Genomic DNA, 25,455 nt, shown 5'->3' with positions numbered 1-25,455 from the left:
CGGCCAGTCGTCACCGTGTCAACAGGCCCTTGGGGGGAGGGCGATCGGCCAATCATGCACGAGCGGTGACACCCGGGCCAAGGCCCTGACCGTTGCAGACGCCGTGCTGAGCGGTCGGTCGGCGGGGCCGCGGGGGGACGTGCCGGGACTGCTCCGCGTGGCCGGACCCGGTCGTACGGGCCGTCCACGGGAAGTGGCCGGAACCCGCGGCGGGCGGGGTCCGGCGCGTGGCCGACCGACCGGTTTCCCCGGCGCGCGCCGGCTCCGGGCGCGCCGGGACACGCCCGTGGGCGCGCCCCCGCGCGGCATCCCGCCCCGGGGCTGTGACCCCGCGCACGTTCCGAGTGCGGCCCCGCAGCCGGGGCATGAGCCGTCCTGAGAAGAAGGAGCGCCGGACATCTCACCATGCGATATCGCAGAAGGGGATTTCGGACGCTCGATAGACTGAGCCGACCGCACTGCATCTGCGTATGTGCGACCGAGACGGACTGAGCGAGGAGCGCACGTGGGCCTTGTCGTGCAGAAGTACGGAGGCTCCTCCGTAGCCGATGCCGAGGGCATCAAGCGCGTCGCCAAGCGAATCGTGGAAGCGAAGAAGAACGGCAACCAGGTGGTTGTCATCGTTTCCGCGATGGGCGACACGACGGACGAGCTGATCGATCTCGCCGAGCAGGTTTCTCCCATGCCTGCCGGCCGGGAGTTCGACATGCTGCTGACCGCCGGAGAGCGGATCTCCATGGCACTGCTGGCCATGGCGATCAAGAACCTGGGCCACGAGGCCCAGTCGTTCACCGGCAGCCAGGCAGGTGTCATCACCGACTCGGTCCACAACAAGGCCCGGATCATCGACGTCACGCCGGGCCGCATCCGCGAGTCCATCGACCAGGGCAACATCGCCATCGTCGCCGGTTTCCAGGGCGTCAGTGCGGACAAGAAGGACATCACCACGCTGGGCCGCGGCGGCTCCGACACGACCGCCGTCGCGCTCGCGGCCGCCCTCGACGCCGAGGTCTGCGAGATCTACACCGACGTCGACGGCGTGTTCACCGCCGACCCGCGTGTGGTGAAGAAGGCCCGGAAGATCGACTGGATCTCCTTCGAGGACATGCTGGAGCTGGCCGCGTCCGGCTCCAAGGTGCTGCTCCACCGCTGTGTGGAGTACGCGCGCCGTTACAACATCCCGATCCACGTCCGCTCGTCCTTCAGCGGACTGCAGGGGACGTGGGTCAGCAGCAAGCCGATCGAGCAAGGGGACAAGAAGGTGGAGCAGGCCATCATCTCCGGTGTCGCGCACGACACCTCCGAGGCCAAGATCACGGTCGTCGGCGTGCCGGACAAGCCGGGTGAGGCCGCCGCGATCTTCCGCGCCATCGCCGACGCCGAGATCAACATCGACATGGTCGTGCAGAACGTCTCCGCGGCGTCCACGGGCCTGACGGACATCTCCTTCACGCTGCCCAAGACCGAGGGCCGCAAGGCCATCGACGCCCTGGAGAGGAACCGCGGCGGCATCGGCTTCGACTCCCTGCGCTACGACGACCAGATCGGCAAGATCTCCCTGGTCGGCGCCGGGATGAAGACCAACCCGGGCGTCACGGCCGACTTCTTCACCGCGCTGTCCGACGCGGGCGTGAACATCGAGCTGATCTCGACGTCCGAGATCCGCATCTCGGTCGTCACCCGCAAGGACGACGTGGCGGAGGCCGTCCGCGCCGTGCACACCGCCTTCGGCCTGGACTCCGACACCGACGAGGCCGTCGTCTACGGAGGCACCGGCCGATGACGGCCCCCTGCCGCCGGGCGGCCGCCGCCCCCGGGCGCGGAGGCGTCCGACGATGACCGTCCGACCGACGCTCGCGGTCGTGGGAGCGACCGGAGCCGTCGGCACGGTCCTGCTCCGGCTCCTGTCCCAGCGCGCGGACATCTGGGGCGACATCCGCCTGATCGCCTCGCCGCGTTCGGCCGGCCGCAAGCTGGCCGTGCGCGGGGAGGAGGTCGAGGTGGTCGCGCTGAGCGAGGCGGCCTTCGACGGTGTCGACATCGCCCTGTTCGACGTGCCCGACGAGGTCGCCGCGCAGTGGGCGCCGGTGGCCGTCGCCCGCGGCGCGGTCGTCGTCGACAACTCCGGCGCCTTCCGCCGGGAGCCCGACGTCCCCCTCGTGGTGCCGGAGGTCAACCCGTACGCGGCCCGGCGACGGCCGCGCGGGATCGTCGCCAGCCCCAACTGCACCACCCTGTCCATGATCGTGGCGCTGGGCGCGCTGCACGCCGAGTTCGGGCTGCGCGACCTCGTCGCCTCCTCGTACCAGGCGGTGAGCGGGGCCGGCCGGGCCGGCGTCGAGACCCTGCGCCGGCAGCTGTCCCTGGTCGCCGGCACCGAGCTGGGGACCGGCCCCGGAGACGTGCGGCGGGCCGTCGGGGACGACACCGGGCCCTTCCCCGAGCCGGTCGCGCTCAACGTCGTGCCGTGGGCCGGCACGCCCTGCGACGACGGCTGGTCCTCGGAGGAGATGAAGGTCCGCGAGGAGACCCGCCGCGTCCTCGGGCTGCCCCGGCTCCCCGTCGCCGTGACCTGCGTACGGGTCCCGGTGGTCACCGTGCACTCGGTCACCGTGCACGCCCGCTTCGAGAACGAGGTCACCGTCGACCGGGCCCGCGAGATCCTCGCCACCGCGCCCGGCGTGGTGCTGTGCGACGATCCGGCCGCCGGCGAGTTCCCGACCCCGGCCGACGTGGTGGGCACCGACCCCACCTGGGTCGGCCGGCTGCGGCGCGCGCTCGACGACCCGACCGCGCTCGAACTCTTCGTCTGCGGCGACAACTTGCGCAAGGGCTCGGCGCTCAACACGGCCCAGATCGCGGAGTTGGTGGCCGGCGAGCCGGTCTGACCCGCTCCCGGGCCGCCCCGCGGCGTGGGCGAGGTCACGTCCCCCGCCCGCAGCCCTACGGGGTTACCCACGGAAATTCCCTGGTCCCCGACGGATTCGTTTGTAGGATCCATGTAAGAGTCAGGTGGGGTCGCAGGGGCGGCCCCCTTGATCCCCGCCGCCCGGCGTCCGAAGATTTCCCTCCCCGCCCTCCGCAACCGCGCACCGGGCGGGGAGCGTCTTTGCGGTCGCCCTCCGGGGCGGGGACGCTGCGGGGCGTGGGGACGCCCCGACCAACAGGGACATAGGGGAAGAGCGGGGCGCATGAGTGCATGTGGGGCACCGTCCGATGTGCTGCCCGACACGGAGGAAGGGCCGGCGGCGTCACCCGACGCAAAAGTGACGCCCGGCACGTACAACCTCCGAGCGGGTAGACGTGTCCAACTGGCGTGGCTGAGGTACTCGACTTCTCCCCCGGGCTCTTCGAGCCGGGGCTACCCCCCGCGGCGGCCCGCGGCGCGGCTCTGCGGCCGCCCCGCGCGGCGCTCCGTCCGCGCCTGCCCGGCGGCATGCCGGTGATCGCGCCCATGCCCGCCGCGCGGCCCGCCCGCATACCCAACCAGCGCGACGGCGCCGAGGAGGCGGTGGCGGCCGGCACCACCGTCGACCACCTCACCGAGACCTACCGCGCCCACTACCGCTCGCTGCTGGGCCTCGCGGCCCTCCTGCTCGACGACACCGCCTCCTGCGAGGACGTCGTGCAGGAGGCCTTCATCCGCGTGCACTCGGCCCGCAAGCGCGTCCGCGACCCCGAGAAGACGCTCGCCTACCTCCGGCAGACGGTCGTCAACCTCTCCCGGTCCGCCCTGCGCCGCCGCATCCTCGGCCTGAAGCTGCTCTCCAAGCCGATGCCGGACATGGCGAGCGCCGAGGAGGGCGCGTACGACCAGCTGGAGCGCGACTCGCTGATCAAGGCCATGAAGGGCCTCCAGCGGCGCCAGCGCGAGGTGCTGGTACTGCGCTACTTCGCGGACATGACGGAGGCCCAGGTCGCCGAGACCCTCGGCATCTCGCTCGGGTCGGTCAAGGCGTACGGCTCCCGCGGCATAGCGGCCCTCCGCCTCGCGATGGAGGCGCCGGCATGACCGGGGACGCCGAGCGGCGCGCCGCGCACGAGCACGAGCCGTACGAGTGGCACGAGCCGACGCCGCCGGAGGAGACAGAGCACACGCACTCGCACGCTGGGAACGAAACCGTGAACCACAGCCCCGACGAAGAGGGCCCCGACGGGCCCGGCTCCGGCGAGCTGGCCCTGCGCAGGCTGCTGCACGGAGCGGTCGACGACCTGGAGCCCCGCGACGGCACGCTGGACCACCTGCGGCGCGCGGTACCGGCCCGCCGGGCGCGCAGGAGGCAGGCCGCCGTGGGCATGGCCGCCGCCGCTCTGTTCCTCGGCACCGCCCTCCCCGCGCTGCTCCACGTCTCCCAGAACGCCGGGCCGGGCGCCGACCCGGCCATCGCCGGCCAGGCCTCCCAGGCCCAGGGCGGCTCGGGCCGGGGCAAGGGCCCGGACGGCGGCGCGAGCACCGCGGGCGGCACCTCCGGCACCGCCCCCGGCCACAGCCCGGGCGGCCGGAAGGGCGACAAGCCCGGCGGCAGGGGCACGGGCCCCGGAAGCGGCTCCACCGGCACCGCCGGCGGCCCGTCGGCCGGCACCGCGACCGGCGCTCCGGTGTGCACGGCGGCCCAGCTCGGCTCCGCCACCTCCTCCGTCGACACCCCGGACTCCACGGGCGTCGTCTACGGCACCTTCCACGTCGTCAACGTCTCCTCCGCCGGCTGCACCGTCGGCGGCCCCGGTGCGGTGACCCCGGCGGCACAGGGCGCCGCGGACGCCACCCGGATCAGCGTGGTCGCCCACACCGCGGGCGACGCGGCCGCGGGACTGCCCGACCCGTCCACCGAGGTGTCCGGGCTCGTCCTCCCGCCGGGCTCGGCGTACGAGGTGAAGTTCGCCTTCGTGCCCTCGCAGACCTGCCCCACCACCAGCGGCACCGACTCCGGAGGCACCTCGACGGACGGCCCCTCGCCGGACCCGTCGCCCAGCCAGGACGCGAGCTCGACCGGCACCACGACCGCCGGGACCGACGGCGGCGCGTCCCCCCAGCTGCTGACGGACGGCGGCACCGCGGACGGCAGCATCGTCGTCTCCCACACCCCGGAGGCAGGCTCCCCGGCGGTGTCGGCGACGGTGCCCGACGCGTGCGCCGGCACCATCTACCGCACGGGCGTGCTCGCCGCGTCGTAGGGGCTCCCGCTCCGGCCCGACCGGGCCGGTGCCCGGCGGTCCGACGGCGGACGGAACGGCCGGTCAGACCCCGGTCGGGGTACCCGCCTCCGCCGTGGCCTCCTCGGCCCGGCCCGCGTCCGGCACGAGCCCCAGCTCGGCGTCCCGGAGGTACTCGGCCTCGCGGCGCACCAGCCGGAACCACATGAACACCACGAACCCGGCGAAGACGAACCACTCGCCGGTGTAGCCGAGGTTCTGGAACGCCTTCAGGTCCAGGCCCGAGTTGTCGGGCGCGGTGGCCGGCACGGCCCGCATCCCCGAGTCGCCCCTGTCGAGCGTGATCCACGCGTCGTACACGCCGTAGGGCACCAGGTTCACCAGCGACGCCGCGCTGATCGCCCCGGTCTGCCCGGCCGGCAGGCCGCCCTGGCCGCCCACGCCGTTGTCGCCCGGGGTCTCCGACGCCTGGAGCGCGCCGGTGACGGTCACCTCGCCGCGGGGCGGCGCGGGCGCCTTCGCCGGGTCCGCGGTGCCCGGCAGCCAGCCGCGGACCACCGGGAGCGCCTTGCCGGAGCCGGTCCGCAGCAGGGTGAGCACGTAGAACCCGCGGCGGCCGTCCAGCTCGCGGTCCGGCACCAGCAGCTGCCGGTCGTACCGGCCGGTCGCGGTGGCCCGCTTGCCGGAGGTGCGCTGGTCCACGGGGAGCAGCCGGTCCAGCGGCCGGGCGGCCCCGGTGCGGTTCGACGCCGCCTGGACGGTGGCCGTGCGGTGCTCCTGCACCCGCGCCTCGAACCGGCTCAGCTGCCACGACCCCATGAAGACGCAGAACGGGACGGCGAGCAGCGCCAAGACGTTGATGCCCCACCAGCGGGGCGTCAGCAGAAACCGGTACACGCCACCCACGGTACGGGGCTCACGGCCGCGGCCGGGCCGCGGGGCGGCCGGGACGCGCAGGGGAACGGCAGGAGCCGGGTCGAAGTTGTCCACAGGCTGGGGGCCTCGCCGACACGAGGGGCGCCGTACCAGGCACTATGGGGCCATGACTGAGAGCAACGGGTCCGCAAGCCGGGAGCGGCGGGGACAGGCCGAGGAGATGCCGGACTGGGAGAGGCGCTTCCGGGCGCCCCGGGTGTCGCTGCCCGACTGGGCGGAGGACGCACCGGACCGCTCCCTCTTCGTGTCGAACGCGACGGGGACGTACGAGCTGTACGCCTGGGACCGGGCCACCGGAGAGCAGCGCCAGGCCACCGACCGGCCCAACGGCACGACGGACGGCGTGCTCTCGCCCGACGGCCGGTGGATCTGGTGGTTCGACGACAAGGACGGCGACGAGTTCGGCGTGTGGCGCCGGCAGCCCTTCGACGGCGGCCCGGACGAGCCGGCCGTGCCCGGCCTCGACCCGTCCTACCCGGCGGGCCTCGTCCTCGGCCGGGACGGCCGCACCGCGGTGATCGGCCGCTCCACCGACGAGGACGGCACCACCGTCCACCTCGCGCGGGCCGGCGCGGAGACCGTGGAGATCTACCGGCACCGCGAGTCCGCGGGCGTCGGCGACCTCTCCCACGACGGCTCGCTGATCGCCGTCGAGCACACCGAGCACGGCGACGCCATGCACTCGGCGCTGCGCGTCCTGCGCCCCGACGGCAGGACCGTCGCCGAGCTGGACGACACCAAGGGCGGCACGGTCGAGCTGGGCCTGGAGGTGCTGGGCTTCGCCCCGGTCGACGGCGACACCCGGCTGCTCATCGGCCACCAGCGCCGGGGCCGCTGGGAGCCCCTGGTGTGGGACGTCGCGACGGGGGAGGAGACGGACCTGGCGCTGGAGCTGCCCGGCGACGTCAGCGCCGAGTGGTACCCGGACGGCTCCGCCCTGCTCGTCGTGCACGGCTTCGAGGCCCGCAGCGAGCTGTTCCGGTACGACCCGGCCTCCCGTGAACTCACCGCGATCCCCACCCCGCCCGGCACCGTCTCCGGGGCCACGGCCCGGCCCGACGGCAGCGTGGAGTACCTGTGGTCCTCGGCGGCCGAGCCGTCCGCGGTCCGCTCCACGACGAGCGGGGTGGTGCTCGACCCGCCCGGCATGACGTCCCCGGGCTCGGTCCCGGTGGAGGACGTGTGGGTGGAGGGCCCCGGCGGCCGCATCCACGCCCTCGTGCAGAAGCCGGCCGGCGCGACCGGCCCGCTCCCCACGGTCTTCGACATCCACGGCGGCCCCACCTGGCACGACAGCGACTCCTTCGCGGCCGGCCCGGCCGCCTGGGTCGACCACGGGTACGCGGTCGTCCGGGTGAACTACCGAGGCTCCACCGGCTACGGCCGCGCCTGGACGGACGCCCTCAAGCACCGGGTCGGCCTGATCGAGCTGGAGGACATCGCCGCGGTGCGCGCGTGGGCGGTCGACTCGGGCCTGGCGGACCCGCGGCGGCTGATCCTCACCGGCGGCTCCTGGGGCGGCTACCTCACCCTGCTCGGCGTCGGCCTCCAGCCCGAGGCGTGGACCCTGGGCATCGCGGCGGTCCCCGTCGCCGACTACGTCACGGCGTACCACGACGAGATGGAGGCGCTGAAGGCGATGGACCGCACGCTGCTCGGCGGCACCCCGGAGGAGGTCCCCGAGCGCTTCGAGGCGTCCTCGCCGCTGACCTACGTCGACCGGGTCTCCGCCCCCGTCTACATCTCCGCCGGTGTCAACGACCCCCGCTGCCCCATCCGCCAGATCGAGAACTACGTCAAGCGCCTCGAGGCCCGCGAGGCCGTCCACGAGGTCTACCGCTACGACGCCGGCCACGGCTCCCTGGTCGTCGACGAGCGGATCAAGCAGGTCCGCCTGGAACTCGACTTCGCGGAGCGCCACCTGCCGAAGTGACCCACGGATCCGCCCGGCCCCCGGGGGCCCTCCCCGCAAGGGGCGGATCCCTGAGGGCCGGCACCGGGGGCTGCTCCTCGGGCGGGATGACGCATCCCGGCGGGCGGGTCAGGCGCGGGGCGGATCGGCGGCGGGCGCGCCGGGCGGGCGGTCGCGGCCCCCGCGGCCCAGGAGTTCCGCGAGGCCGCGACGGGTCGCCGCCAGCACCACGCGGTCGCCGTCCCCGAGGACGTAGCCGCCCGGCAGGTTCCCCACCGGTTCGGGGGCCGGCCGCCGGGTCTCCTCGCCCGGTGCCGCCCCGGACCCCTCCGGCCGCTGCCGTGCCGCCGCGCCCGCGTCCACCGCGAGCACCCGCCAGTACCCGGCACGGAACGCCTGCGCGGGCGTCCGGCCCTCCAGCTGCGGATGCCCGGCCACGTCCACGGACGCGACCAGCAGCACCCGCCGCTCCACCGGGATGGCCCCGAGGATCTGCCGCCCGAACATCGCCCCGGCGAAGGCCGGGGCCGCCAGGTGCGACACGCTCCGGCTGCGGGTCAGGGCCCGCGGGTGCGCGGCCCGCAGGGTCCGGTACACGGCGGTGGCGAAGTCGTCGTCGTACAGGCGCAGCACCACCCGCAGGTCCGGCCGGACCGACCGCGCGTACAGCACGGCCTCCAGGTTGGTCGTGTCGGAACTGGTCACCGCGAGCAGCGCATGCGCCCGGTGGATCTTCGCGGCCTCCAGCACGCCCTCCTGCGTGACGTCCCCGAGCACCACCGGCACCCGCAGCCGCCGCGCCGTGGCCAGCCCGCGCGCCTCGGGGCCCGCCTCGACGCACACCACCGGGATGTGCAGTTCGCGCAGCCGGGTCAGCACCCGGGTGCCGATCTTTCCCAGCCCCAGCAGCACCACGTGCCCGCCGAGCCCGCGCGGCGGCTTGCGCAGCGCGGACGCCGTCCGGAAGGTGCCGAGCGCCTCCAGCACCGCGGCCAGCAGCACCGGAAGCAGCAGCAGTCCCACCAGCCCGGACAGGAGCTGGAGAAGCTGGCGGCCGAGCGACTTCCCGAGCGCCGGGTCGTCGATGGCGAAGAGGTCCAGCAGGGTCAGGTAGAGCGCGCTCAGCGGATGGATCCCGGTGACCAGCCACAGCGCCACCGCGAGCGCGAACACGCACCCCACCAGTCCCGCCAGCGACCACCGCAGCCGGCGGGAGAACAGCGAGGCGAGCGGCGGCACGACGCCGACCCCGCGCCCCGCCGTCAGCGGCGGACCCGCGTAGGACACCTGCTCCAGCACCACCGTCCCGCGCCCGGTGGCCGACCGGACCGCGTCCTCGTCGGGCAGCAGCCGCGGCCGCTGCTCCCCGCTGCCCTCGGAGCCGTCCAGCCCGGCCGGGTCGCTGCTCGTCGCGGACAGCAGGGCCAGGGTGCACAGGCCGGGGTCGGCGACCTGGCCGGGTGCGGGCGGCGGACGCTCCACGGCGCGCAGCATCAGCCCCTCGGTCTGCACGACCTTGCCGGTCCCGGCGACGGCGCCGGCGGCCAGCGCGGGCGCTGCGGTGTCGGCGTCGGAGAGGACGGTGGTGGAGGCGTCGCCGTCGGAGCCGTACCCGGTTCCGACGGGATCCGCGGCCCCGTCGCCGCCTGCACCGTCGCCGAAGGCCAACGCGGCCGCCTGGTCCAGGAGTTCCTCGATGTGCTGGCCCAACCGCCGGTTGTAGAGGCGCAGGACGAGCCGCAGCCGGGGGTTGAGGCGGCGGGCGGTGAGGGCGGCACGGATGTTGGTCTCGTCGTCGTCGTACACGAGCGCCAGCGCGGCGGCCCGCTCCACCCCGGCCGACGCGAGCACCGCCTCGGTGGCCTCGGCGGCCTCCACCACACGGTCGGCGCCGGGCGCCGTCCCGCCGCCGTTCCTGCCGCCGTTGCCGTTCGCGTTGCCGCCACCGCCGTTGCCGTTTGCGGCGGAGCCGCCGTTCGTGCCGTTGCCGCCGGCCCGGTTCACGGCCGCGCTCACCATCCGGTCCAGCAACGCGGAGGCGCCGCGCGCCCGTCCGACCACCGGCGGCAGCCCGGCCCGTTCGGGCGGCGGCACCACCAGGGTGACCTGTTCGCCGTAGACGCCGCGCAACTCCGCGGCCAGCCGGTGCGCGAGGCCGTCGTCGCCGCACACCACCATGTGCGCGCCCGCGAGCCCCGGTGCACCACCCTGATTCGGAACGCTCCCCACGAGGGAGAAGACTGCCCCACCGGGACGGGTGGTTCCACCCCCGTCCGCCGAAGTGCCCGCGAGGGCTGAACGGACGTCCCGCGGCGACCGTACTGACGGGGAGGCAGAGGACGTCGTGCAGCGCGCCGGAGGTACCGCACCCGTGGCCATCACCGAAGAAGCCCCGCCGGGAGCGGAACCCACGGCCGCCGGGACCGGGCCGGATCCGACGGCCGCCGGGGCCGGGCCGGCCGGTTCGACCCCCCGCACGGCCGCCGCCGTGCCCGGACGGGCCGCCGGATCCACGGCGGGGGAGGGCTGGCACCTCACCTCTCCCGGCGCCCTGACCGTGCTGCTGCTCGTCGTGGTGGTGGTCCAGGGCCCCCTGCGCCGGGCCCTGGGCGCCCCGGTCATGCAGAGCTGGATGACGGTGTTCGTGGCCGTGGTGGTGCAGGCCCTGCCGTTCCTGGTGCTGGGCGTGCTGCTGTCCGCCGCCCTCGCGGTGTTCGTGCCGCCGTCGTTCTTCGCGCGCGCCCTGCCCCGGCGGCCCGCCCTCGCCGTGCCGGTGGCCGGCGTCGCGGGCGCGATGCTGCCCGGCTGCGAGTGCGCGTCCGTGCCGGTGGCCGGCGCCCTGGTCCGCCGGGGCGTCACCCCGGCCGCCGCGCTGGCCTTCCTCCTCTCCGCTCCCGCCATCAACCCGATCGTGCTGACCGCGACGGCCGTCGCCTTCCCCCACGACCCGGAGATGGTGCTCGCCCGGTTCACCGCGAGCCTGCTGGTGGCGTGCGCGATGGGCTGGCTGTGGCAGCGCCTGGGCCGCCCCGGCTGGCTGCGCCCGCCCGCGCCCGGCGCCTACGAGGGCCGGAGCAGGGGTGCCGCGTTCTGGGGCTCCGTCCGGCACGACGTGATGCACGCGGGCGGCTTCCTGGTCGTCGGCGCGATGGCGGCCGCGACGCTGAAGGCGGTCGCCCCCGCGAGCTGGCTGCGCACCGCGGCCGGCAATCCGGTGGTCGCCGTGCTGGCGCTGGCGGTGCTCGCCGTCCTGCTGTCGATCTGCTCGGAGGCGGACGCCTTCGTGGCGGCGTCGCTGTCCCAGTTCTCGCTGACGGCCCGGCTGGCCTTCCTGGTCGTCGGCCCGATGATCGACCTGAAGCTGTTCGCGATGCAGGCGGGCACCTTCGGCCGCGCCTTCGCGGTGCGCTTCGCGCCCGCCACGTTCGCGCTGGCCGTGCTGGTGTCCGTCCTGGCCGGGGCGGTGCTCCTGTGAACCGGCAGGCGCAGGCGGTGGTGCTGTTCCTGGTCGGCGCGGCCCTGCTGCACGCGGGCCTCTCCGGCCTCTACCTGCGCTACGTCAAGGCGGGCCTCCAGCCGATGCTGCTGGCGTCCGGCACCGTCCTCGTGGTCACCGCGCTGGCCACACTCTGGTACGAGCGCCGAGGCGCGGGCACGGCCGCCGTCGGGGCCGGGGCCCCCGGCCAGGCCCCGGCACCACCCGGATCGCCCCGTCCTGCCGACCACCGCCCCACCCCCGACGACCACCACCACGGCCCCGACGACCACCACCACGGCCCCGACGGGCATCACCGCGAGCCGCGCATCTCCTGGCTGCTCGTGCTCCCGCTCTTCGCCCTGATCCTGGTGGCCCCGCCCGCCCTCGGCTCCTACAGCGCCGTCCGCACCGGCACCGCGCTGCAGCCCCCGTACGGCTACGCGGCCCTCCCCGCGGGATCCCCGCTGCGCCTCAGCGTGGTCGACTACGCCGGGCGCGCGGCGTACGACCGCGGCCGCTCGCTGGGCGGCCGCCCCGTCCAGGTCACCGGCTTCGTCGCCCTGGACCGTACCGGCGCGCCCTACCTGGTCCGCATGGCCCTCAACTGCTGCGCCGCGGACGCCCAGCCGGTCAAGATCGGCCTGACCGGACGGATCCCCCCGGTCCTGCAACCCGACTCCTGGCTCCAGGTCACCGGCATCTACACCCCCCGCCGCACCCGGGACCCGGTGAACGGAGGCCCGATCCCCTTCCTCGCCGTCACGCAGGCGAAACCGGTCCCGACACCGCGCGACCCGTACGACGAGACCTGGAACCAGTAGAGACCCACCCCCCGTGGGCCCTACGTCCGCCCGCCCTCGTCCCCTTCGTCCTCCGGTCGGCCCTCCGTCCCCTCGAAGTCCTCCCACGCCCGCCGCTGGATCCCCTCGCTGTCGGCGAGGAGTTCGTCCAGCGGGGCGGCGGGGCCCGGCGCGGGGGAGGGCGCCGGGGCCAGCCGGTCCAGGAGATCGCGGCACGCCGCGTCCTCGTCGCCGAAGCGCCGGACGTCCCGGTCCTGTCCGCGCTCGTGCAGTCCGACGACCCAGTCGTCGCCGTCGCGGCGCAGGAAGTAGGAGGCGTCCACCTGGGCGGGCGCGGACGCGAGCCCCGGGACCCCCGGAACCTCGTAGAACGCGTCGGGCACGCCCGCCGCCCGCAGCGCCTCCACCAGCTCGGTCCTGTCCATGATCCTTCTGGCTCCTTCATGTCCGCTCGTGCCGCCCGGGTACCCCGGACATGCTGGTTCGCCCGGGTGCCCCGGACATGCTGGTGGGCCGGCACCGTGACGGTCCGGCCCACGCGCATCGTGGTCGTCCGGGTCAGACGACGGGCAGTTCCTTGAGGAAGTCGCCGTTGACGAGGTCCGGGATCGTCGGGGTCGTCAGGTACTGGAGACCCAGGCCGGGCTGGTGGAACCAGGGCCGGATCGGTCCGGCCTGCACGGAGAACGGCTTCAGGACCCGGTACAGGTGGTAGCTGTACGGGTGCGACCGGTCGTACGTGTTGAGGTTGCTCGGCGGGATCGCGCGCTCGGCGTACGGCGTGCCCGCCGGGGCGAGGAAGTGCCCCAGCCCGCTGCCGAACAGGTCGAGCAGCTGGCCGGTGCGCAGCGTCCGGGACTGCTCGACCGGCCGGCCGTTCCGCAGGACGAAGCCGTTGTTGTCCGGGTACCACCATCCCGACTTGGCCGACACCGGGTCCGTCTGCCAGTAGCAGCCGAGGAACCAGTACGGCGAGACGCTGTCGGTGCGGTGGTAGTCCCTCAGCATCCGGCCGATCGCACCGGTCCGCGGCAGCCGGGCGGGACCCAGCCGCCAGTCGTTCCAGTAGAACTGCTGGAGCGCGGGCGGAGCGGTGTTGACGCCCCGGGAGCGGTGCTGGATCGGGCAGGGGGCGCTCTGCGTGGCCCGGTTGTCGGCGGCGTGGACGGCGGCCGGCGCGGTACCGACCAGCAGGAGGAGCGAGGCGAGGACGCTCCCCACGAGAGTGCGCAGTGCGCGCATCCGGTTTCCCTTTCTCCCTGGCACCCGACGGGGCACAGGCGTACGGGCGGGACCGGGCGGCCGTGAGGCGGACGGCCGGCGGCCTCGTCGTGGTGCAGGACCCAGTCCACGTCCGCCCGATCCGCGAGCGGCGCAGGCGGCGCAGACGGTCACCCGATCAGGTGCGCACGATTCCGCCAATGGCCGCAGCGGGGGCGACCCGCGCGGTCGGCTCCGCACGGTGAGACCGTGGGCCGGCCCGCACGCCGATCGCCGGAGGACGGGGGCCCACACGGCGGGCCCCGCAGGACGGGCCCGCCACGGTGCTCGCCGGGGGCGCGGTCCGTCCACCGCCGTGCGCGGGCCCTGCCCCGTCTGCGGCCGTCCCTGCTCCGCATACGCCCTTGTGGCCCCGGCGGCCCGGCTGCTGCCATGGCCGCAGCGACGCCGACGAGACAGGGGGGCACCATGGTCGAACTGACGGTCACCCACTGGACGAGGTACGGCCACGACCGCCTGTACGCCAGCCTTCCCGACGGCAGGGCCGCGGGCTGGGCCGACTGCCGTACGGGGTGGATCACGATCCTGCTCCGCGAGTACCGGGACGCGGTGACGGCCACCCTCCGCCACCACCTGGGCACCCCGCCCGGCACCGGAACCCCGCCCACGGCCACCCCGCGTCGACCGTCGGCGGCCGTCCGGCCCGGACCGTCCGGGGCGGACCGGTCCGGGAGGGCCCCCGTCGCGGCCGACCGGCGCGGAGAGGTCTCCGCCAGGGCCGACCGGCTCGCCGGGGCCCCCGCCGCCCACCCGGACGATCACGCCTCCGCCCCCGTCTCCACTTCCGGTCCCGTGTCCACGCCGGCCGGGCGCCCCACGTCCACCTCCCGGAGCCTGACCCCCTCCCTGCCGCCCCTGACCCCGGAGCGCGACCTGGCCCGGAACGCCCCCGGCGAACTGCTGCGCACGAAACTCGGCGAGGAGAGCGCCGGTCGGGGGCACCGCATCCTGGCCCGCCTCCTCAACCGCCCCTCCCCGGGCGACTCCTGGCGCACGGCACTGGTGGGCGAGCGCCGCGCGGGCGCCGAACTGAACCGGCTGCGCCGCCACGGCTGGCGGGTGCTGCACTCCCTGCCGCTGTCCCCGCGGGCGGACCTCGACCATCTGCTGATCGGCCCCGGCGGCGTGTTCACCGTCACCACCGAGCACCACCCGAGGAAGCAGGTGCGGGTCGGCGACGACTCCGTCACGGTCGACCACGGAGCCCCGCAGCCGTACGCCGGCAGGAGCCGGGCCGAGGCCGAGCGGGTGCGGCGCGTCCTGGAGCGCCACAGCGGGTTCCCCGTTCCGGTCGAACCGGTGCTGGTCCTCGTCGGCGTGGCGGAGCTGGAGGTCGAGGCGACCCGGCGCACCGTGCGGGTCTACCGCGACCGCGAGGTCGCGGCCCTCGCCCCCCTGGCAGGCGTCCTCACCGCGCACCAGATCGACCACCTGCACACCATCGCCCGCCACCGCGGCACCTGGACGTCCGCCTGAACCGCGGGCCGCATCCCCGGTCGCCGCCGCGGGTTCACCCGGGCAGGCTCTGCGTCACGCGCCACAGCCGGCGGGGCAGGCCGCCCTCCTCGAAGGCGGCCACCTCGTCCAGGCACCACCCCTCGGCCAGCGAGTCGACGAGCGCGCGGGAGAAGAAGTGCACGGCGAACCCGCCGTGCTCCCAGATGTCGTCGCCGTGCCCGGTGCCGGCCCCGAAGTGGGCGTCGCCGGTGTGCCGGACGGTGTAGACGAACACGCCGCCCGGCCGCAGCACGCGCCGGACCTCGCCGAGCAGCGCGTGGATCTCGGCGGTGGACAGCGCCATGCACAGCAGCATGTGGGCGAAGACCCCGCCGACCGAGGCGTCGGGCAGCGGCAGCGGCTCGCGCACGTCGTGCACGAGGCACTCCGTCCGGTCCCCGACACCCTGCTCCCGGGCGGTCCGGCGCACCTGCTCCAGCCCGGCGGAGCTGAAGTCGACGGCACGGACGGCGAAACCCTCCCGCGCGAGGAACAGCGCGTCCCGGCCGTGCCCGGCCCCCAGCTCCAGCACGTCCCGCACCCCCGCCGCCCGGAACACATCGGCGGCGTGCACCGCGGCCTCGGACGGCTCCTCGCCGTACATCCCGGGATGCCTCCCGTACGTCGCCTGCCAGTGCGCGCGCTGGTCCCCGGCAGGCCCGTGATCCTCCACCATGCCCCCACTGTCCCACCGGCGTGCCGGCGCGTCCGAGAGGGCCGGCTCCGCGCCGGGACCGCGCACCTCGACGATCCGGCGGAGGCCGTGCGCGCGACGACGGCCGCCCGACGGGACCGGAGTCCGGGGGCGGCGGGAGCCGGAGGCGTGCGCCCCGCTCACGGGAGCGCGAGGGTCATGCGGACGCCAGTACCTGCCCGGACATGACCTGCGGAGGGTTGGGGAGCAGCGAGGCGAGGTGGTCCCGGACGAACTCCGTCGCCTTCGACACCGATTCCTCGGCCCCGGCCCGGTCCCGGAAGACGCTGGTCGACACCATCACGCCGTCCCCGGCGTCGATCCAGTAGTAGGCCACGAAGCCGGAGACCTGGCGCATGAGCGGCACGAATCCCTCGGCCACGAGACGTCCCGCCTCGACCGCATCGGTCACGCCTTCGTACCGCCGGACTGCTGCGTACATGGCCAAGCTCCTCACAGGGTTCGGGTTCCGCCTCTGCTGAGGCGTCGTACCCCTGCGGCGGCCGCCCGGCCCGGGAGGGTCCCGGCAATCACCTGAAGGGCGGCCCCCGGTGATCCCAACGGCAGCCCGCGGCTCCCGCCGGGTTTCCCCCTGCACGGGACGCACCGTTCACCGCGCCGCCGGACGGCGTGTCGTCCCCTTGCGTCGGTGGACCGGCCCGCGTTCGCCCTGTCCGGGGTCGTGCGGGCCGGTCCGTCGACGGTGTACCGGGACCTGCGGCGCAGGCCCGGCCGGATCAGCCGAAGAGGCTGTAGATGTTGTAGCCGTATCCGATCTGGACGCGGGAGCTCAGCGGCGCGGTGGCAGAGCCGGTGCCCTTGTAGAGCCACAGGTTGCCGGAGCTGTCGCGGGTGACCAGGTCGGCGTTTCCGTCACCGGTGATGTCGCCGACGGTGTCGTACGCCGTGTAGTGGTAGCCGTAGCCGACCTTGACGCGCGACGCGAACGGGTTCGTGGCGCTGCCGGTGCCCTTGTAGAGCCACAGGTTGCCGGAGCCGTCCTGGGCCAGGAGGTCGGAGCGGCCGTCGTGGGTGAAGTCACCGTGGCCGTAGACCTTGCTGCCGTAGATGTCCCAGCCGTGGCCGATCTGGGTCCGGGAGCCGAACCAGCCCTTGCCGTTGCCGGGGTACAGCCACAGGTTGCCGCTGGTGTCCGCCGCGACCAGGTCGCAGTAACCGTCACCGTTGACGTCGCCGGGGAGCGTCACGAACTTCATCGTGTTCCAGCCGCCGCCGATGGTGCTGTCCACGACGCTGTTCGCGGCCGGGTCGATGTGCCGCCACTTCAGGGAGCCACCCGTGGTGCGCATCAGGAAGCCCTGGTAGCCGCTGCGGTTCAGGTCGGCCTGGCGGACCAGGTTGAGGCCGGACCAGCTTCCGCCGCCCAGCCCCTGCCGACCGATGAAGCCGGTCCCCTTGGAGTCGTACTCGTACGCCGAGCCGCCGGAGGTGCCGGCGAACATGTCCGCCCGGCCGTCACCGCTCAGGTCGGTGTCGTCGAGCCGCGGGTCGATGGTGGTGGCGTAGGTGCCGACCTTGCTGAAGACGCTGTACGCCCCCTGGGCGACGCAGTCCTGCACGCCCCAGGAGACGACGCCGACGATCCTGCCGCCGACCGTCAGGGGACCGCCGGAGTCGCCGTTGCAGGTGGCGACCGTTCCGCTGTCGGAGCCGGTCGCCGGGTTGCCGGCGCAGGTCATGTGACCGGGGACGAAGTCGCTCCCGTAGAAGCTCGTGCAGGTCGAGTCGGCGTCGATCGGTACGGTCGCCGTCTGGAGCATCTGCGAGATGTTGTCGTTGGTGGAGCTGGTCCGGCCCCAGCCGTAGACGGCTGCCTGAGTACCGGGCGCGTACGACGTGGTGTCGGTCGCGGAGGTGATCGGCAGGGTTTTGCCCGCCACGGGTGCGTCCAGAGTCAGCACGGCCACGTCGTTGTTGACCGTCGCCAGGTTGAAGGACGGGTGGCTCCACTGGCGCAGCACGCCGTTGGCCGTCCCGCCGTTCATGCTGGTGACGTTGCCGCTGCTGTCGAAGGTCGGGAGCTCGGCGCTGCCGGAGACGACGACGCCGTTGTGGGCCCAGTCGTAGCCGGCGACGCAGTGCGCCGCGGTGAGGACCTTGGCCGGCGCCACGAGTGTGCCGCTGCAGAAGAACCCGTCCCCGGTGTTGGGGTCGGAGTACCACAGCTGCACCATCCAGGGCGCCGAGGAGAAGCTGGCCGTCCGACCGCCGATGATCTGGGGCACGACGGTCCGCGAGGGCGCTGTGGAGGTGGTGGCCGACGGGGTCGGCGAGGGCGCCGCGGACGCCGACGGCGAGGCCGTCGAGGAGCTCGGCGCTGCTGCCTTCGGGGCCGTGGACGCCTTCTTGGCCGGCCCCGCGACGACCGTGGTGAGGCGCTTGCCCTTCTCGGCGCCGTGCATTCTGGCCCGCAACTGGGCCTGGGTCGGCACGTGAGGGGCGCTGAGGGAGGTCTTCGGGGCCTCCGTCGCGTTCGCCTGTGCCATGAGGAAGGTGCCGAGGCCCCCGGCGATCAACGCGGCGCCGGCCGCCGGCGCGATGAGTCGGGCCCGGCGGCGGTGTTTCCCACCTCTGTGGGCAGATGACACTCAGGTCTCCTGTTGTGATGGTAGGTAATGAGTCAAGCGGCTGGATCGTACTGACGTTTGATGAACATTCACCTATTCGTCACGTCATGATCGTGCAAAGGGTTTGCCGTGCTGAGGGGTGACGGTTCCCGTGGCCGTCCGACCGCCCGGCGCCGGTCCTTGGGGCCGGCTGCCGTCGGACCATGCCGTCAGGACACGGGCCAGGGGCCCTGGGGATCACTCCGCAGGGCCCCTGGGGGGCGCCCTCGACACCCGAAGCGCGGGGGCTGTCGGGCGACGAACACACCGCGATCGGGCTGCCCGTCGTCACAGCCCGGCGAGGCCCGCTGTCGCGCTCCTGCCCGCCGACCAGGAGGGCGGCCGACTCGTCGGCGTTGTCCGACCTGTGCCGCAGCGGGTCGGGGCTTGCGCCACCACGTGAGGTGCGCCCGGTTGCCGGGGTGCGGACGCGGTGATCTACTCGAAAGGGGTAGGTGCGTTGGAGCCCTCGGCCCGGTCACCCATGGAGCATGGCGCAGAACGCCGCCCTTCGGCGTGCACCGGGAGAGCCGGGACGCGTCGTCGAAGGTCCTGGCTCCCTCAGCTCGCGTGGTGGCCACAAGCCGTGCTGTCCAGCCACTTGAGAGGAGTCCGGTCATGGCATCCTCAGCCACCGGCAACCGCCCCATGCACCGCCTGCGGCACGATCTCGCCGAGGCGGCAACCGACATCGGTCATGCGGCGGCCGCCACCGGAAAGGCCACCGCGGCTGCCGTACGTCACCCGGGGGAGACCATCGACCGCGCCAGGAAGATGCGGCGGGCCCTGCCTGTGGCATGGCACTCGGTGAAGCCGACGCTGACCGGCCGGATGGACGACTGGCGGCGCGAGTACGCGTACACACTGGGGGAGCAGGCCTTCGTCTACGGCTTCCCCTACATCTACAACGCCGTGCTCCGCCACCGCTGGGTGACCCAGAAGCCCGAGACGGAGACGACGCCCTACGCGCCCGTCAACCACTTCTGGCATGCGAGCCGGCTCTGGGACGCCTCGGACCGGGAGGGCGTGTCGCCCAACAACGACACGCTGTACTCCTGGGCGTGGGTGGACCTGCGCGAGGAGCCCCTCATTCTCTCGCACCCGGACATGGGCGACCGCTACTTCACCTTCGAACTGGTCGCCTTCACCTCCGACAACTACGACTACGTGGGCATGCGGGCGACGGGGTCGGAGGCCGGTGACTTCGCCCTCATCGGCCCGGACTGGACCGGCGACCTCCCGCGGGGTGTGCGCCGCACGGCGACCGCCCCCACCCCGTGGGTCCTGGTGGTCGGGCGCACCCTCGTGAAGGGCGTGGACGACCTCCCGACCGTCCACGCGCTGCAGCAGCAGTACCGGTTGACACCGCTCCACCTGTTCGGCAAGGAGGGCGTCACGCTCCCGGAACGCCGCGACGTACCAGTACCGGCCGACCCCGCCCAGGATCCGCTCGCGCCGTGGAAGACGCTCAACGCGGTGCTGGCCGAGAACCCTCTGCCGAAGCACCACGATGTCTTGCTGCGGCAGTTCGCGGAGATCGGCATCGGCCCGGGGATGGACGTCGAGGCACAACCGGAGCCGGTGAAGGAGAGCCTGATCCGGGCCGCCGCCACCGCCGTGCCCATGCTGGAACAGCAGTTGCTCAGCGGCCAGTGGGGCGAGCTCATCAACGGCTGGCGGTACCCTCCCCCGCAGATCGGGCACTTCGGGGACGACTTCCTCAGGCGGGCCGCGGAGCAGTCCCTGGTGGGCGTCGCCATCAACGACCCCGAGGAAGCGGTCTACCTGGCAGCCTTCACCGACAGCGCCGACGAAACACTGACCACCGGCCGTTACGAGCTCCGCTACGAGGCGGGGACGCTGCCTCCGGTCGACGCGTTCTGGTCGCTGACCGCATACGACGAGGACCGGAACCTGATCCCGAATCCGATCGACCGGTACTCCGTCGGAGACCGCACCCAGGGGCTGGTCAGAGACGCCGACGGCGGCTTGACCCTCTACCTGCAACCGGACTCACCGGGGCCGGGCCGGGACTCCAACTGGCTGCCCACGCCGCAGCAGGGCATCTGGTACGTGGCGCTGCGCATGTACCTCCCCAGGCCCGAGGTCGTCGATGCACGGTGGCACTGCCCTCCGATCACCCGTGTCGGTTGACGGGAGGCACACCGCCCAGGTGCTCTCGTAGCCCGGGACGGAGTCGGCCGGGCCGTTGAGGCACGGTGCCGTGCCAGGTCGCGGCGGCCTGGCACGGCACCTCGCCGCGTGCGGCACAGCTTCGTGTCCCTGCTGTCCGACCGGGGCGTGCCGCTGGATCTTCGGGGCGCAGGGGAGGCGGTCGTGGACACGCGGGGAACGCCGGCCACGCGGAAGGACTCGCACGCAGAAACAGGTGAGGCACCTAGGAACGTTCCTAGGTGCCTCACCTGGTGTTTCGGCTGTCGGGGTGGCGGGATTTGAACCCACGACCTCTTCGTCCCGAACGCGATCAGGCTCCATGTGGCTTCGGTTCGGGGGTGATGGCCTGCCGGTTTGGCTCCGCGGTTGTGCAGAGCTGTCCGGGAGGGTCCTGCGCCGGCTGCTTCGCTTGGCCCCCTCTTTGGCCCCCAGCACTGGGACGGCTGGCCGTTCCAAGAGCTGACTCCACGCGGTTCACCGACTCATCGAGGCGCCTACGTCGTTCCAAGACGACAGCCTTCACTCGCTGGGCGGCAGCCTGCGGATCCTCGTGCTCCCAGATCCGCAGTACGACCCAGCCAGCATCTAGGAGACGACGGTCTGTGTCCTGGTCCCGGGCCCGATTACGAGCAACCTTCTCGCCCCAATAGACGCTGTTGCTCTTGGAGACGGTGTGGTGAGCAGCGCAGCCATGCCAGAAACATCCGTCCAGGAAGACGGCCACACGTACGCGCGTGAAGACCAGGTCAGCCGTCCTACGAACCTCAGGGAGAGGCCGCGACGCCACGCGGTAGCGCAGCCCCAGCCTGTGCACTGCTCGCCTCAGCGCAAGCTCTGGGCGCGTGTCGCGACTGCGATTCCCCTGCATGCTGGCACGTGTACGCCTGCTGGAGGCCCAAGACTCTTCGGGTGATCCCACGACAGCGACAGTACTCCCGGAACGGCGGCCCGGGGCGAACGACCTATGCCGCAGCTTTTCGAGTCCGCTGAGCAGGAATCTCTTCAGCCCTAGCACCAAAGAGAAGTGCCGCTTCAGCCATGGACAAGCGAAGCAACTCCTCATCTCCTAGGTACACAGAAGCCTTCCCACGCGATGGGGTGATTCCTAGCGACTTCGCAATGCATTGCGCCGCAGCTCTAGCGAGCAACGGTGGTACCGAGTTGCCAATTTGCCGATGCCCATGCCAACTGGTCACGTGGAATCGAAACCAGTCGGGGAACGAATGCAGACGCGCCGCCTCGCGAACGGTAATTACGCGGTTGCGCACCGGATGCAGCGGGCGAGGCGATGTGAACGCTCCTCGTTCCCGCCCAGTGCCCGCTCGAAGCGTGCGAGCCTGACCCGTCAGCGAGAGACGAAAGAAACGACTAACTGGCTCAACCGACCCTTGCGGAGTTGACGAGAAGCGCTTGATGGACTCTGGCGCATGTGTGGACAAGCGAGAGTTTGTCAAAAGCGACGGGTCCCAAATTCGCGGGCGCGATAGATCCTTTGGGTCTTTCGCTACTCCGGCCATATGACGAGCATATGGCGAGTCACTAAGACTCCACTCTCCAGGTGGTAGATTTGCGCACGGCACGCTGTCCACCTGTGTGAGGATTTCGCTTTCAGAGGCATCTGGCAGTAGGGAGAACGATTCTGCGACAGAAACGAGATGCCCGCTGGGAGTCAGTGGAGGCACTTCGCTCTCTAGAGAGCCCATGACAACTACTCTTTTGCGATTTTGAGGTACTCCGAAATGTGCGGCATTTACGGGTCGATCAAACCCGGAAATGCGATAACCGGCGGAGCGGAGGCGACTGAAAGCTCTCTCTCGAAGCGGTGAGTATTTTTCTTGCAGTAGACCCGGCACATTTTCCAAACAGAAGGACCGAGGGCGTACCTCTACGACGATTCGAACAAATTCCAGGAGGAGGTCGTTTCGTTCGTCATGTTGATCGCGATGCCCCATCGTTGAGAACCCCTGGCACGATGGGCCGCCGACGATGACGTCGACCACCCCGTCCCAGGCAGGTCCTGACTTGTGATGCAGACGCCAACCACGACGCGCCGTCTCGAGGATCTCGGCGCGTCCTATCTTCCTGACGTCGCGGCAGAGGACCTCTGTCTGAGGGAAGTTGAACTGGTGCGCAGCAGCGTGTACCGGGTCGTACTCAACAGCAGCCAGGACATCGAATCCTGCCTGCTCAAAGCCTAGAGAGAGGCCCCCAACACCGGCGAAGAGGTCGATCGCCACCGGCCGGCGTCGGCTCCTTGTCAGCCCCATGTCCCCACTCACGTCCGCTAGTTGCTGCGTCATCCCTCGGCTGACGATCGCACAGGTGCCACCTTGTGCGCCAGCCGAACGGGCTACTAGCATGCGTTTTCTTCGCGGCGTACTGGTGGGAGGCGACGTGGTGTTGTCATCATGTGATGCACGCTCACGTCGATGACTGGGGGAGCAATATGACGGCACAGCCCGGCGCGTCTACTCGCGTGCAGGCAAGCCCTGAGAAGCGCTTCTTCATCGGGATGCTTGTAAAAGATATTGAGCTGCTGCCCGCAATCCTTGACTTGGTAGATAACAGTGTCGACGGCGCCCGCCGCCTAAGAAGTGACGGCTCATACGACGGTCTTGAAGTCAAAATTTCGATCAACGCAGCTTGCTTCGAGATCAGAGACAACTGTGGCGGGATCCCGCTTGATGTAGCGCGAGAGTACGCATTTCGTTTCGGTCGCCCGCAAACAGTTAAGGGCACTGAAGGCTCAGTCGGTCAATTTGGCGTGGGTATGAAGCGCGCCCTCTTCAAGCTCGGAAAGAACTTCACCGTCGACTCTCGCGCGGAGAACACTCACTTTCGGCTGTCAGTCGATGTCGAAGAATGGGCTCAGCAGACTGACCCTGATTGGAGCTTCACCCTCAGTCACGTTGACGAGAACTATAACCCCGAGGGCGATCAGCCGCGAGGCACGCACATCGTTGTTGAAAATCTTCACGACACTGTCGCCGAGGACTTTGAATCCTCTCAAACGGTCGGAAATCTGCGATATCAGCTTCGCCTTCGGCACCGTGAGGCTTTGGACCGTGGCATGAGGATAGTCCTCCAGGAGGAAGCGGTTACGCCGTTTATTCCTCAGCTTCAGCAAAGCGATGCTGTACGGCCCCTCTTCAGGCAGCTCACGCTAAATGAAGACGAGAAGCCAGTCAACGTAAAGATCTACGCTGGTGTGACTCACGTCGGCGGCCCTGGTGACGATGACCAGGCGGAACTGTTCCCAAGGGAGCGTGATGCCGGATGGTACGTCTTCTGCAACAACCGTCTTCTCATTGCGGCTGACCGAACCACGCTGACCGGCTGGGGAAATGGCCTCCCGGTCTATCACCCGCAATATCGCCGATTTCGCGGATACGTTTTCATCGACTCGGCGTACAACGAGCTGCTTCCTTGGAACACGACGAAAACAAGCGTGGATCAGGACTCCAGAGTGTGGCGAAGGATCTCGAACGAGATCAAGCAGGCTGGCTCCGAAGTAATTCAAATGCTCAATAAGGTCAAATCCGAGCGGCAGAATGCCGAACTGCCCGAAGATCGACCGATTGCCCAAGCTCTAACTGTCGCTCAAGCGGTACAGCTTCGGGACATCTCTCCTTCCCCTCGCTTCAGCTATCCGACACCCAAGCCGATTAATGCTGCGCGAAACAATATGCGCAAGATTCAGTATTCGGTGGACAAACGACGATATGATGCTGTGGCGGAAGCTTTGGATACGACGCTAGTGGCGGAGGTCGGTCGGCAGACCTTCGATTTCTTCTATCGCAACCAGGTAGGAGAGGATAACTAGTGGCAGGGATCGACTACCAAATTCGCCCCTCTAAGGCAGTTCAGAGACACATGATCGTTGACGTGTGTCGACGGCTGACAGCCATGGCGCCGCTTGAGGAGTACCAATACGTGGGGTTCGGTGCTCTGGAGTTCATCGACTTTCACCTGATCCACCGTTCCTTGAACATCAGCTCCATGATCTCGATTGAGTCCGATTCGAACTCTATAGATCGCTACCTATTCAATCGCCCCTTCAAGACGATTGAGGTCAGACCTGGACGGTCTAGCATTGTTTTGCCGGACCTTAGCTGGAACAGGCTGAGTATCGTCTGGCTCGACTACACACAACGTCTCAACGATGAAGTGATCAACGACGTGGCGCTCCTCTGCGGCAAACTCCAGCCCGGAAGCGTTCTGTTCGTTACCCTCAATGCACATCCGGAAGGCCGAATAAATCAGCGCCGAGAGGCGTTGGCCGCCAACGTTGGCGAGGAGCGCATACCTGCCAATGTGACCGATGAGTCCTTGGCCGTCTGGGGGCTAGCCCAAACTCAGCACACGATCCTGACGGACGTAATAATCAAAGGGCTGCGTGATCGAGAGATCAGTGCCGAGTGGCGTCAGGTGGTCAACATCAACTACGCCGATGGTGCTAAAATGCAAACTTTTGGCGGTATCGTCATAGGTCCGGGCAGTAGTGTAGCTTTCGATAGTTGCCGCTTCCAGGAATTGGACTTTGTTCGCCTTCTGGGTCAAGATCCGTACCTCGTTCGTGTGCCAATCCTGACGGCGAAAGAGCGTCGAGCTCTTGAGGAGCAGCTTCCGCTCTCTTCTGGGGATGAGTTGAAGGTTCCCTGGCTTCCGGATCAGGATGCCCAGGATTTCCTTCGACTCTATCGATACATCAGGGCTGAGCACGTGAACAGCTGATAGGGCTTACGAGCGTGAAACGGTGGAAGACCCGGAAGAGCAGGTAGGCCGCCATTCGGCTCGGCCCGAGCATCGGGGGCAGCGCCGCCACGTGCGGCCCAAGATGGTCACGAAGATGATCGAGGCTAAAGCCTCACGTCCCTGGCGCGTCGCCGGCCGCTACCTTG

21 protein-coding genes are annotated in these 25,455 nt (G+C 71.1%); 12 read left to right on the top strand and 9 right to left on the bottom strand.

Annotation, left to right across the window (positions count from 1 at the left end):
• Nucleotides 1–505: 505 nt before the first annotated feature.
• The 4 genes from P3H78_RS19320 (at nt 506) to P3H78_RS19305 (ending at nt 5,175) form a co-directional block, all read left to right on the top strand.
• Entirely contained in the window at nt 506–1,783 is a 1,278-nt protein-coding gene (locus P3H78_RS19320) for an aspartate kinase (RefSeq protein WP_276110286.1), read from the top strand.
• A gap of 52 nt (nt 1,784–1,835) precedes the next feature.
• Complete coding sequence (locus P3H78_RS19315; RefSeq protein WP_276110285.1) at nt 1,836–2,888, top strand: aspartate-semialdehyde dehydrogenase; 1,053 nt, start codon at nt 1,836–1,838, stop codon at nt 2,886–2,888.
• Between the two features lie 548 nt (nt 2,889–3,436).
• Nucleotides 3,437–4,012 carry a SigE family RNA polymerase sigma factor gene (locus P3H78_RS19310; protein WP_276110406.1) on the top strand — a complete coding sequence of 192 codons (576 nt, stop codon included), beginning with the start codon at nt 3,437–3,439 and terminating at the stop codon, nt 4,010–4,012.
• A complete protein-coding gene (locus tag P3H78_RS19305; protein WP_276110284.1) occupies nt 4,009–5,175 on the top strand; it encodes a hypothetical protein in 1,167 nt (388 codons plus the stop codon). Before P3H78_RS19310 ends, P3H78_RS19305 begins: the two co-directional genes overlap by 4 nt.
• A gap of 63 nt (nt 5,176–5,238) precedes the next feature.
• On the opposite strand, the gene P3H78_RS19300 is transcribed toward P3H78_RS19305, so the two are convergent.
• Entirely contained in the window at nt 5,239–6,051 is an 813-nt protein-coding gene (locus P3H78_RS19300) for an SURF1 family protein (protein ID WP_276110283.1), read from the bottom strand.
• Between the two features lie 145 nt (nt 6,052–6,196).
• Between P3H78_RS19300 and P3H78_RS19295 the strand changes: the two genes are divergently transcribed.
• Nucleotides 6,197–8,023 carry a S9 family peptidase gene (locus P3H78_RS19295; RefSeq protein ID WP_276110282.1) on the top strand — a complete coding sequence of 609 codons (1,827 nt, stop codon included), beginning with the start codon at nt 6,197–6,199 and terminating at the stop codon, nt 8,021–8,023.
• A 108-nt stretch (nt 8,024–8,131) separates the two neighbouring features.
• Here the strand turns inward: P3H78_RS19295 and P3H78_RS19290 are convergent, their stop codons facing one another.
• Nucleotides 8,132–10,180, bottom strand: a complete 2,049-nt coding sequence (locus P3H78_RS19290) for an NAD-binding protein (protein ID WP_276110405.1) — start codon at nt 10,178–10,180, stop codon at nt 8,132–8,134.
• A gap of 193 nt (nt 10,181–10,373) precedes the next feature.
• On the opposite strand from P3H78_RS19290, the gene P3H78_RS19285 reads away from it, so the two are divergent.
• Nucleotides 10,374–11,477, top strand: coding sequence for a permease (locus P3H78_RS19285; protein ID WP_438827994.1), 1,104 nt, complete (start codon nt 10,374–10,376; stop codon nt 11,475–11,477).
• Complete coding sequence (locus tag P3H78_RS19280) at nt 11,474–12,301, top strand: TIGR03943 family putative permease subunit (RefSeq protein ID WP_276110281.1); 828 nt, start codon at nt 11,474–11,476, stop codon at nt 12,299–12,301. The genes P3H78_RS19285 and P3H78_RS19280 overlap by 4 nt, the downstream gene beginning before the upstream one ends.
• 20 nt (nt 12,302–12,321) lie before the next feature.
• Here P3H78_RS19280 and P3H78_RS19275 read toward each other — a convergent pair whose 3' ends face one another.
• Both P3H78_RS19275 and P3H78_RS19270 read right to left on the bottom strand, forming a co-directional pair.
• Nucleotides 12,322–12,705 (bottom strand): hypothetical protein, encoded by a 384-nt coding sequence (locus P3H78_RS19275; RefSeq protein WP_276110280.1) that lies wholly within the window; start codon nt 12,703–12,705, stop codon nt 12,322–12,324.
• Nucleotides 12,706–12,838: 133 nt separating this feature from the next.
• On the bottom strand, nt 12,839–13,522 hold the full coding sequence (locus tag P3H78_RS19270) for a TNT domain-containing protein (RefSeq protein ID WP_276110279.1): 684 nt from the start codon (nt 13,520–13,522) through the stop codon (nt 12,839–12,841).
• Between the two features lie 447 nt (nt 13,523–13,969).
• Between P3H78_RS19270 and P3H78_RS19265 the strand changes: the two genes are divergently transcribed.
• A complete protein-coding gene (locus P3H78_RS19265; RefSeq protein ID WP_276110278.1) occupies nt 13,970–15,037 on the top strand; it encodes a nuclease-related domain-containing protein in 1,068 nt (355 codons plus the stop codon).
• Between the two features lie 34 nt (nt 15,038–15,071).
• Here the strand turns inward: P3H78_RS19265 and P3H78_RS19260 are convergent, their stop codons facing one another.
• The 3 genes from P3H78_RS19260 to P3H78_RS19250 all read right to left on the bottom strand — a co-directional run bounded on the left by P3H78_RS19260 (nt 15,072) and on the right by P3H78_RS19250 (nt 17,947).
• Complete coding sequence (locus tag P3H78_RS19260; protein WP_276110277.1) at nt 15,072–15,734, bottom strand: class I SAM-dependent methyltransferase; 663 nt, start codon at nt 15,732–15,734, stop codon at nt 15,072–15,074.
• A 175-nt stretch (nt 15,735–15,909) separates the two neighbouring features.
• Nucleotides 15,910–16,194, bottom strand: coding sequence for a hypothetical protein (locus P3H78_RS19255; RefSeq protein WP_276110276.1), 285 nt, complete (start codon nt 16,192–16,194; stop codon nt 15,910–15,912).
• Nucleotides 16,195–16,489: 295 nt separating this feature from the next.
• Entirely contained in the window at nt 16,490–17,947 is a 1,458-nt protein-coding gene (locus P3H78_RS19250) for a trypsin-like serine protease (protein WP_276110275.1), read from the bottom strand.
• On the opposite strand from P3H78_RS19250, the gene P3H78_RS19245 reads away from it, so the two are divergent.
• Entirely contained in the window at nt 17,916–18,209 is a 294-nt protein-coding gene (locus tag P3H78_RS19245; RefSeq protein ID WP_276110274.1) for a hypothetical protein, read from the top strand. The two genes, P3H78_RS19250 and P3H78_RS19245, sit on opposite strands and share 32 nt — an antisense overlap.
• A 788-nt stretch (nt 18,210–18,997) precedes the next feature.
• Nucleotides 18,998–20,533, top strand: coding sequence for a DUF1254 domain-containing protein (locus P3H78_RS19240; protein WP_276110273.1), 1,536 nt, complete (start codon nt 18,998–19,000; stop codon nt 20,531–20,533).
• Nucleotides 20,534–20,864: 331 nt separating this feature from the next.
• Here P3H78_RS19240 and P3H78_RS33315 read toward each other — a convergent pair whose 3' ends face one another.
• Both P3H78_RS33315 and P3H78_RS33430 read right to left on the bottom strand, forming a co-directional pair.
• Nucleotides 20,865–21,617: a very short patch repair endonuclease gene (locus P3H78_RS33315; protein WP_313884414.1), complete on the bottom strand. Its 753-nt coding sequence runs from the start codon at nt 21,615–21,617 to the stop codon at nt 20,865–20,867.
• Complete coding sequence (locus P3H78_RS33430; RefSeq protein WP_369015723.1) at nt 21,517–22,821, bottom strand: DNA cytosine methyltransferase; 1,305 nt, start codon at nt 22,819–22,821, stop codon at nt 21,517–21,519. The genes P3H78_RS33315 and P3H78_RS33430 overlap by 101 nt, the downstream gene beginning before the upstream one ends.
• A gap of 179 nt (nt 22,822–23,000) precedes the next feature.
• Here P3H78_RS33430 and P3H78_RS19225 point away from each other — a divergent pair, with 179 nt between their 5' ends.
• Nucleotides 23,001–24,377: an ATP-binding protein gene (locus P3H78_RS19225; RefSeq protein WP_276110271.1), complete on the top strand. Its 1,377-nt coding sequence runs from the start codon at nt 23,001–23,003 to the stop codon at nt 24,375–24,377.
• Nucleotides 24,377–25,288, top strand: coding sequence for an O-methyltransferase (locus P3H78_RS19220; RefSeq protein WP_276110270.1), 912 nt, complete (start codon nt 24,377–24,379; stop codon nt 25,286–25,288). Before P3H78_RS19225 ends, P3H78_RS19220 begins: the two co-directional genes overlap by 1 nt.
• The last annotated feature ends 167 nt before the right edge of the window (nt 25,289–25,455 follow it).

The sequence above is a fragment of the Streptomyces tropicalis genome (genome assembly GCF_029269835.1).
In the GTDB taxonomy this organism is placed as follows: domain Bacteria; phylum Actinomycetota; class Actinomycetes; order Streptomycetales; family Streptomycetaceae; genus Streptomyces; species Streptomyces tropicalis.
Note: the sequence above shows the minus strand (reverse complement) of the source record. Positions and strands in the feature narration are given on the sequence as shown.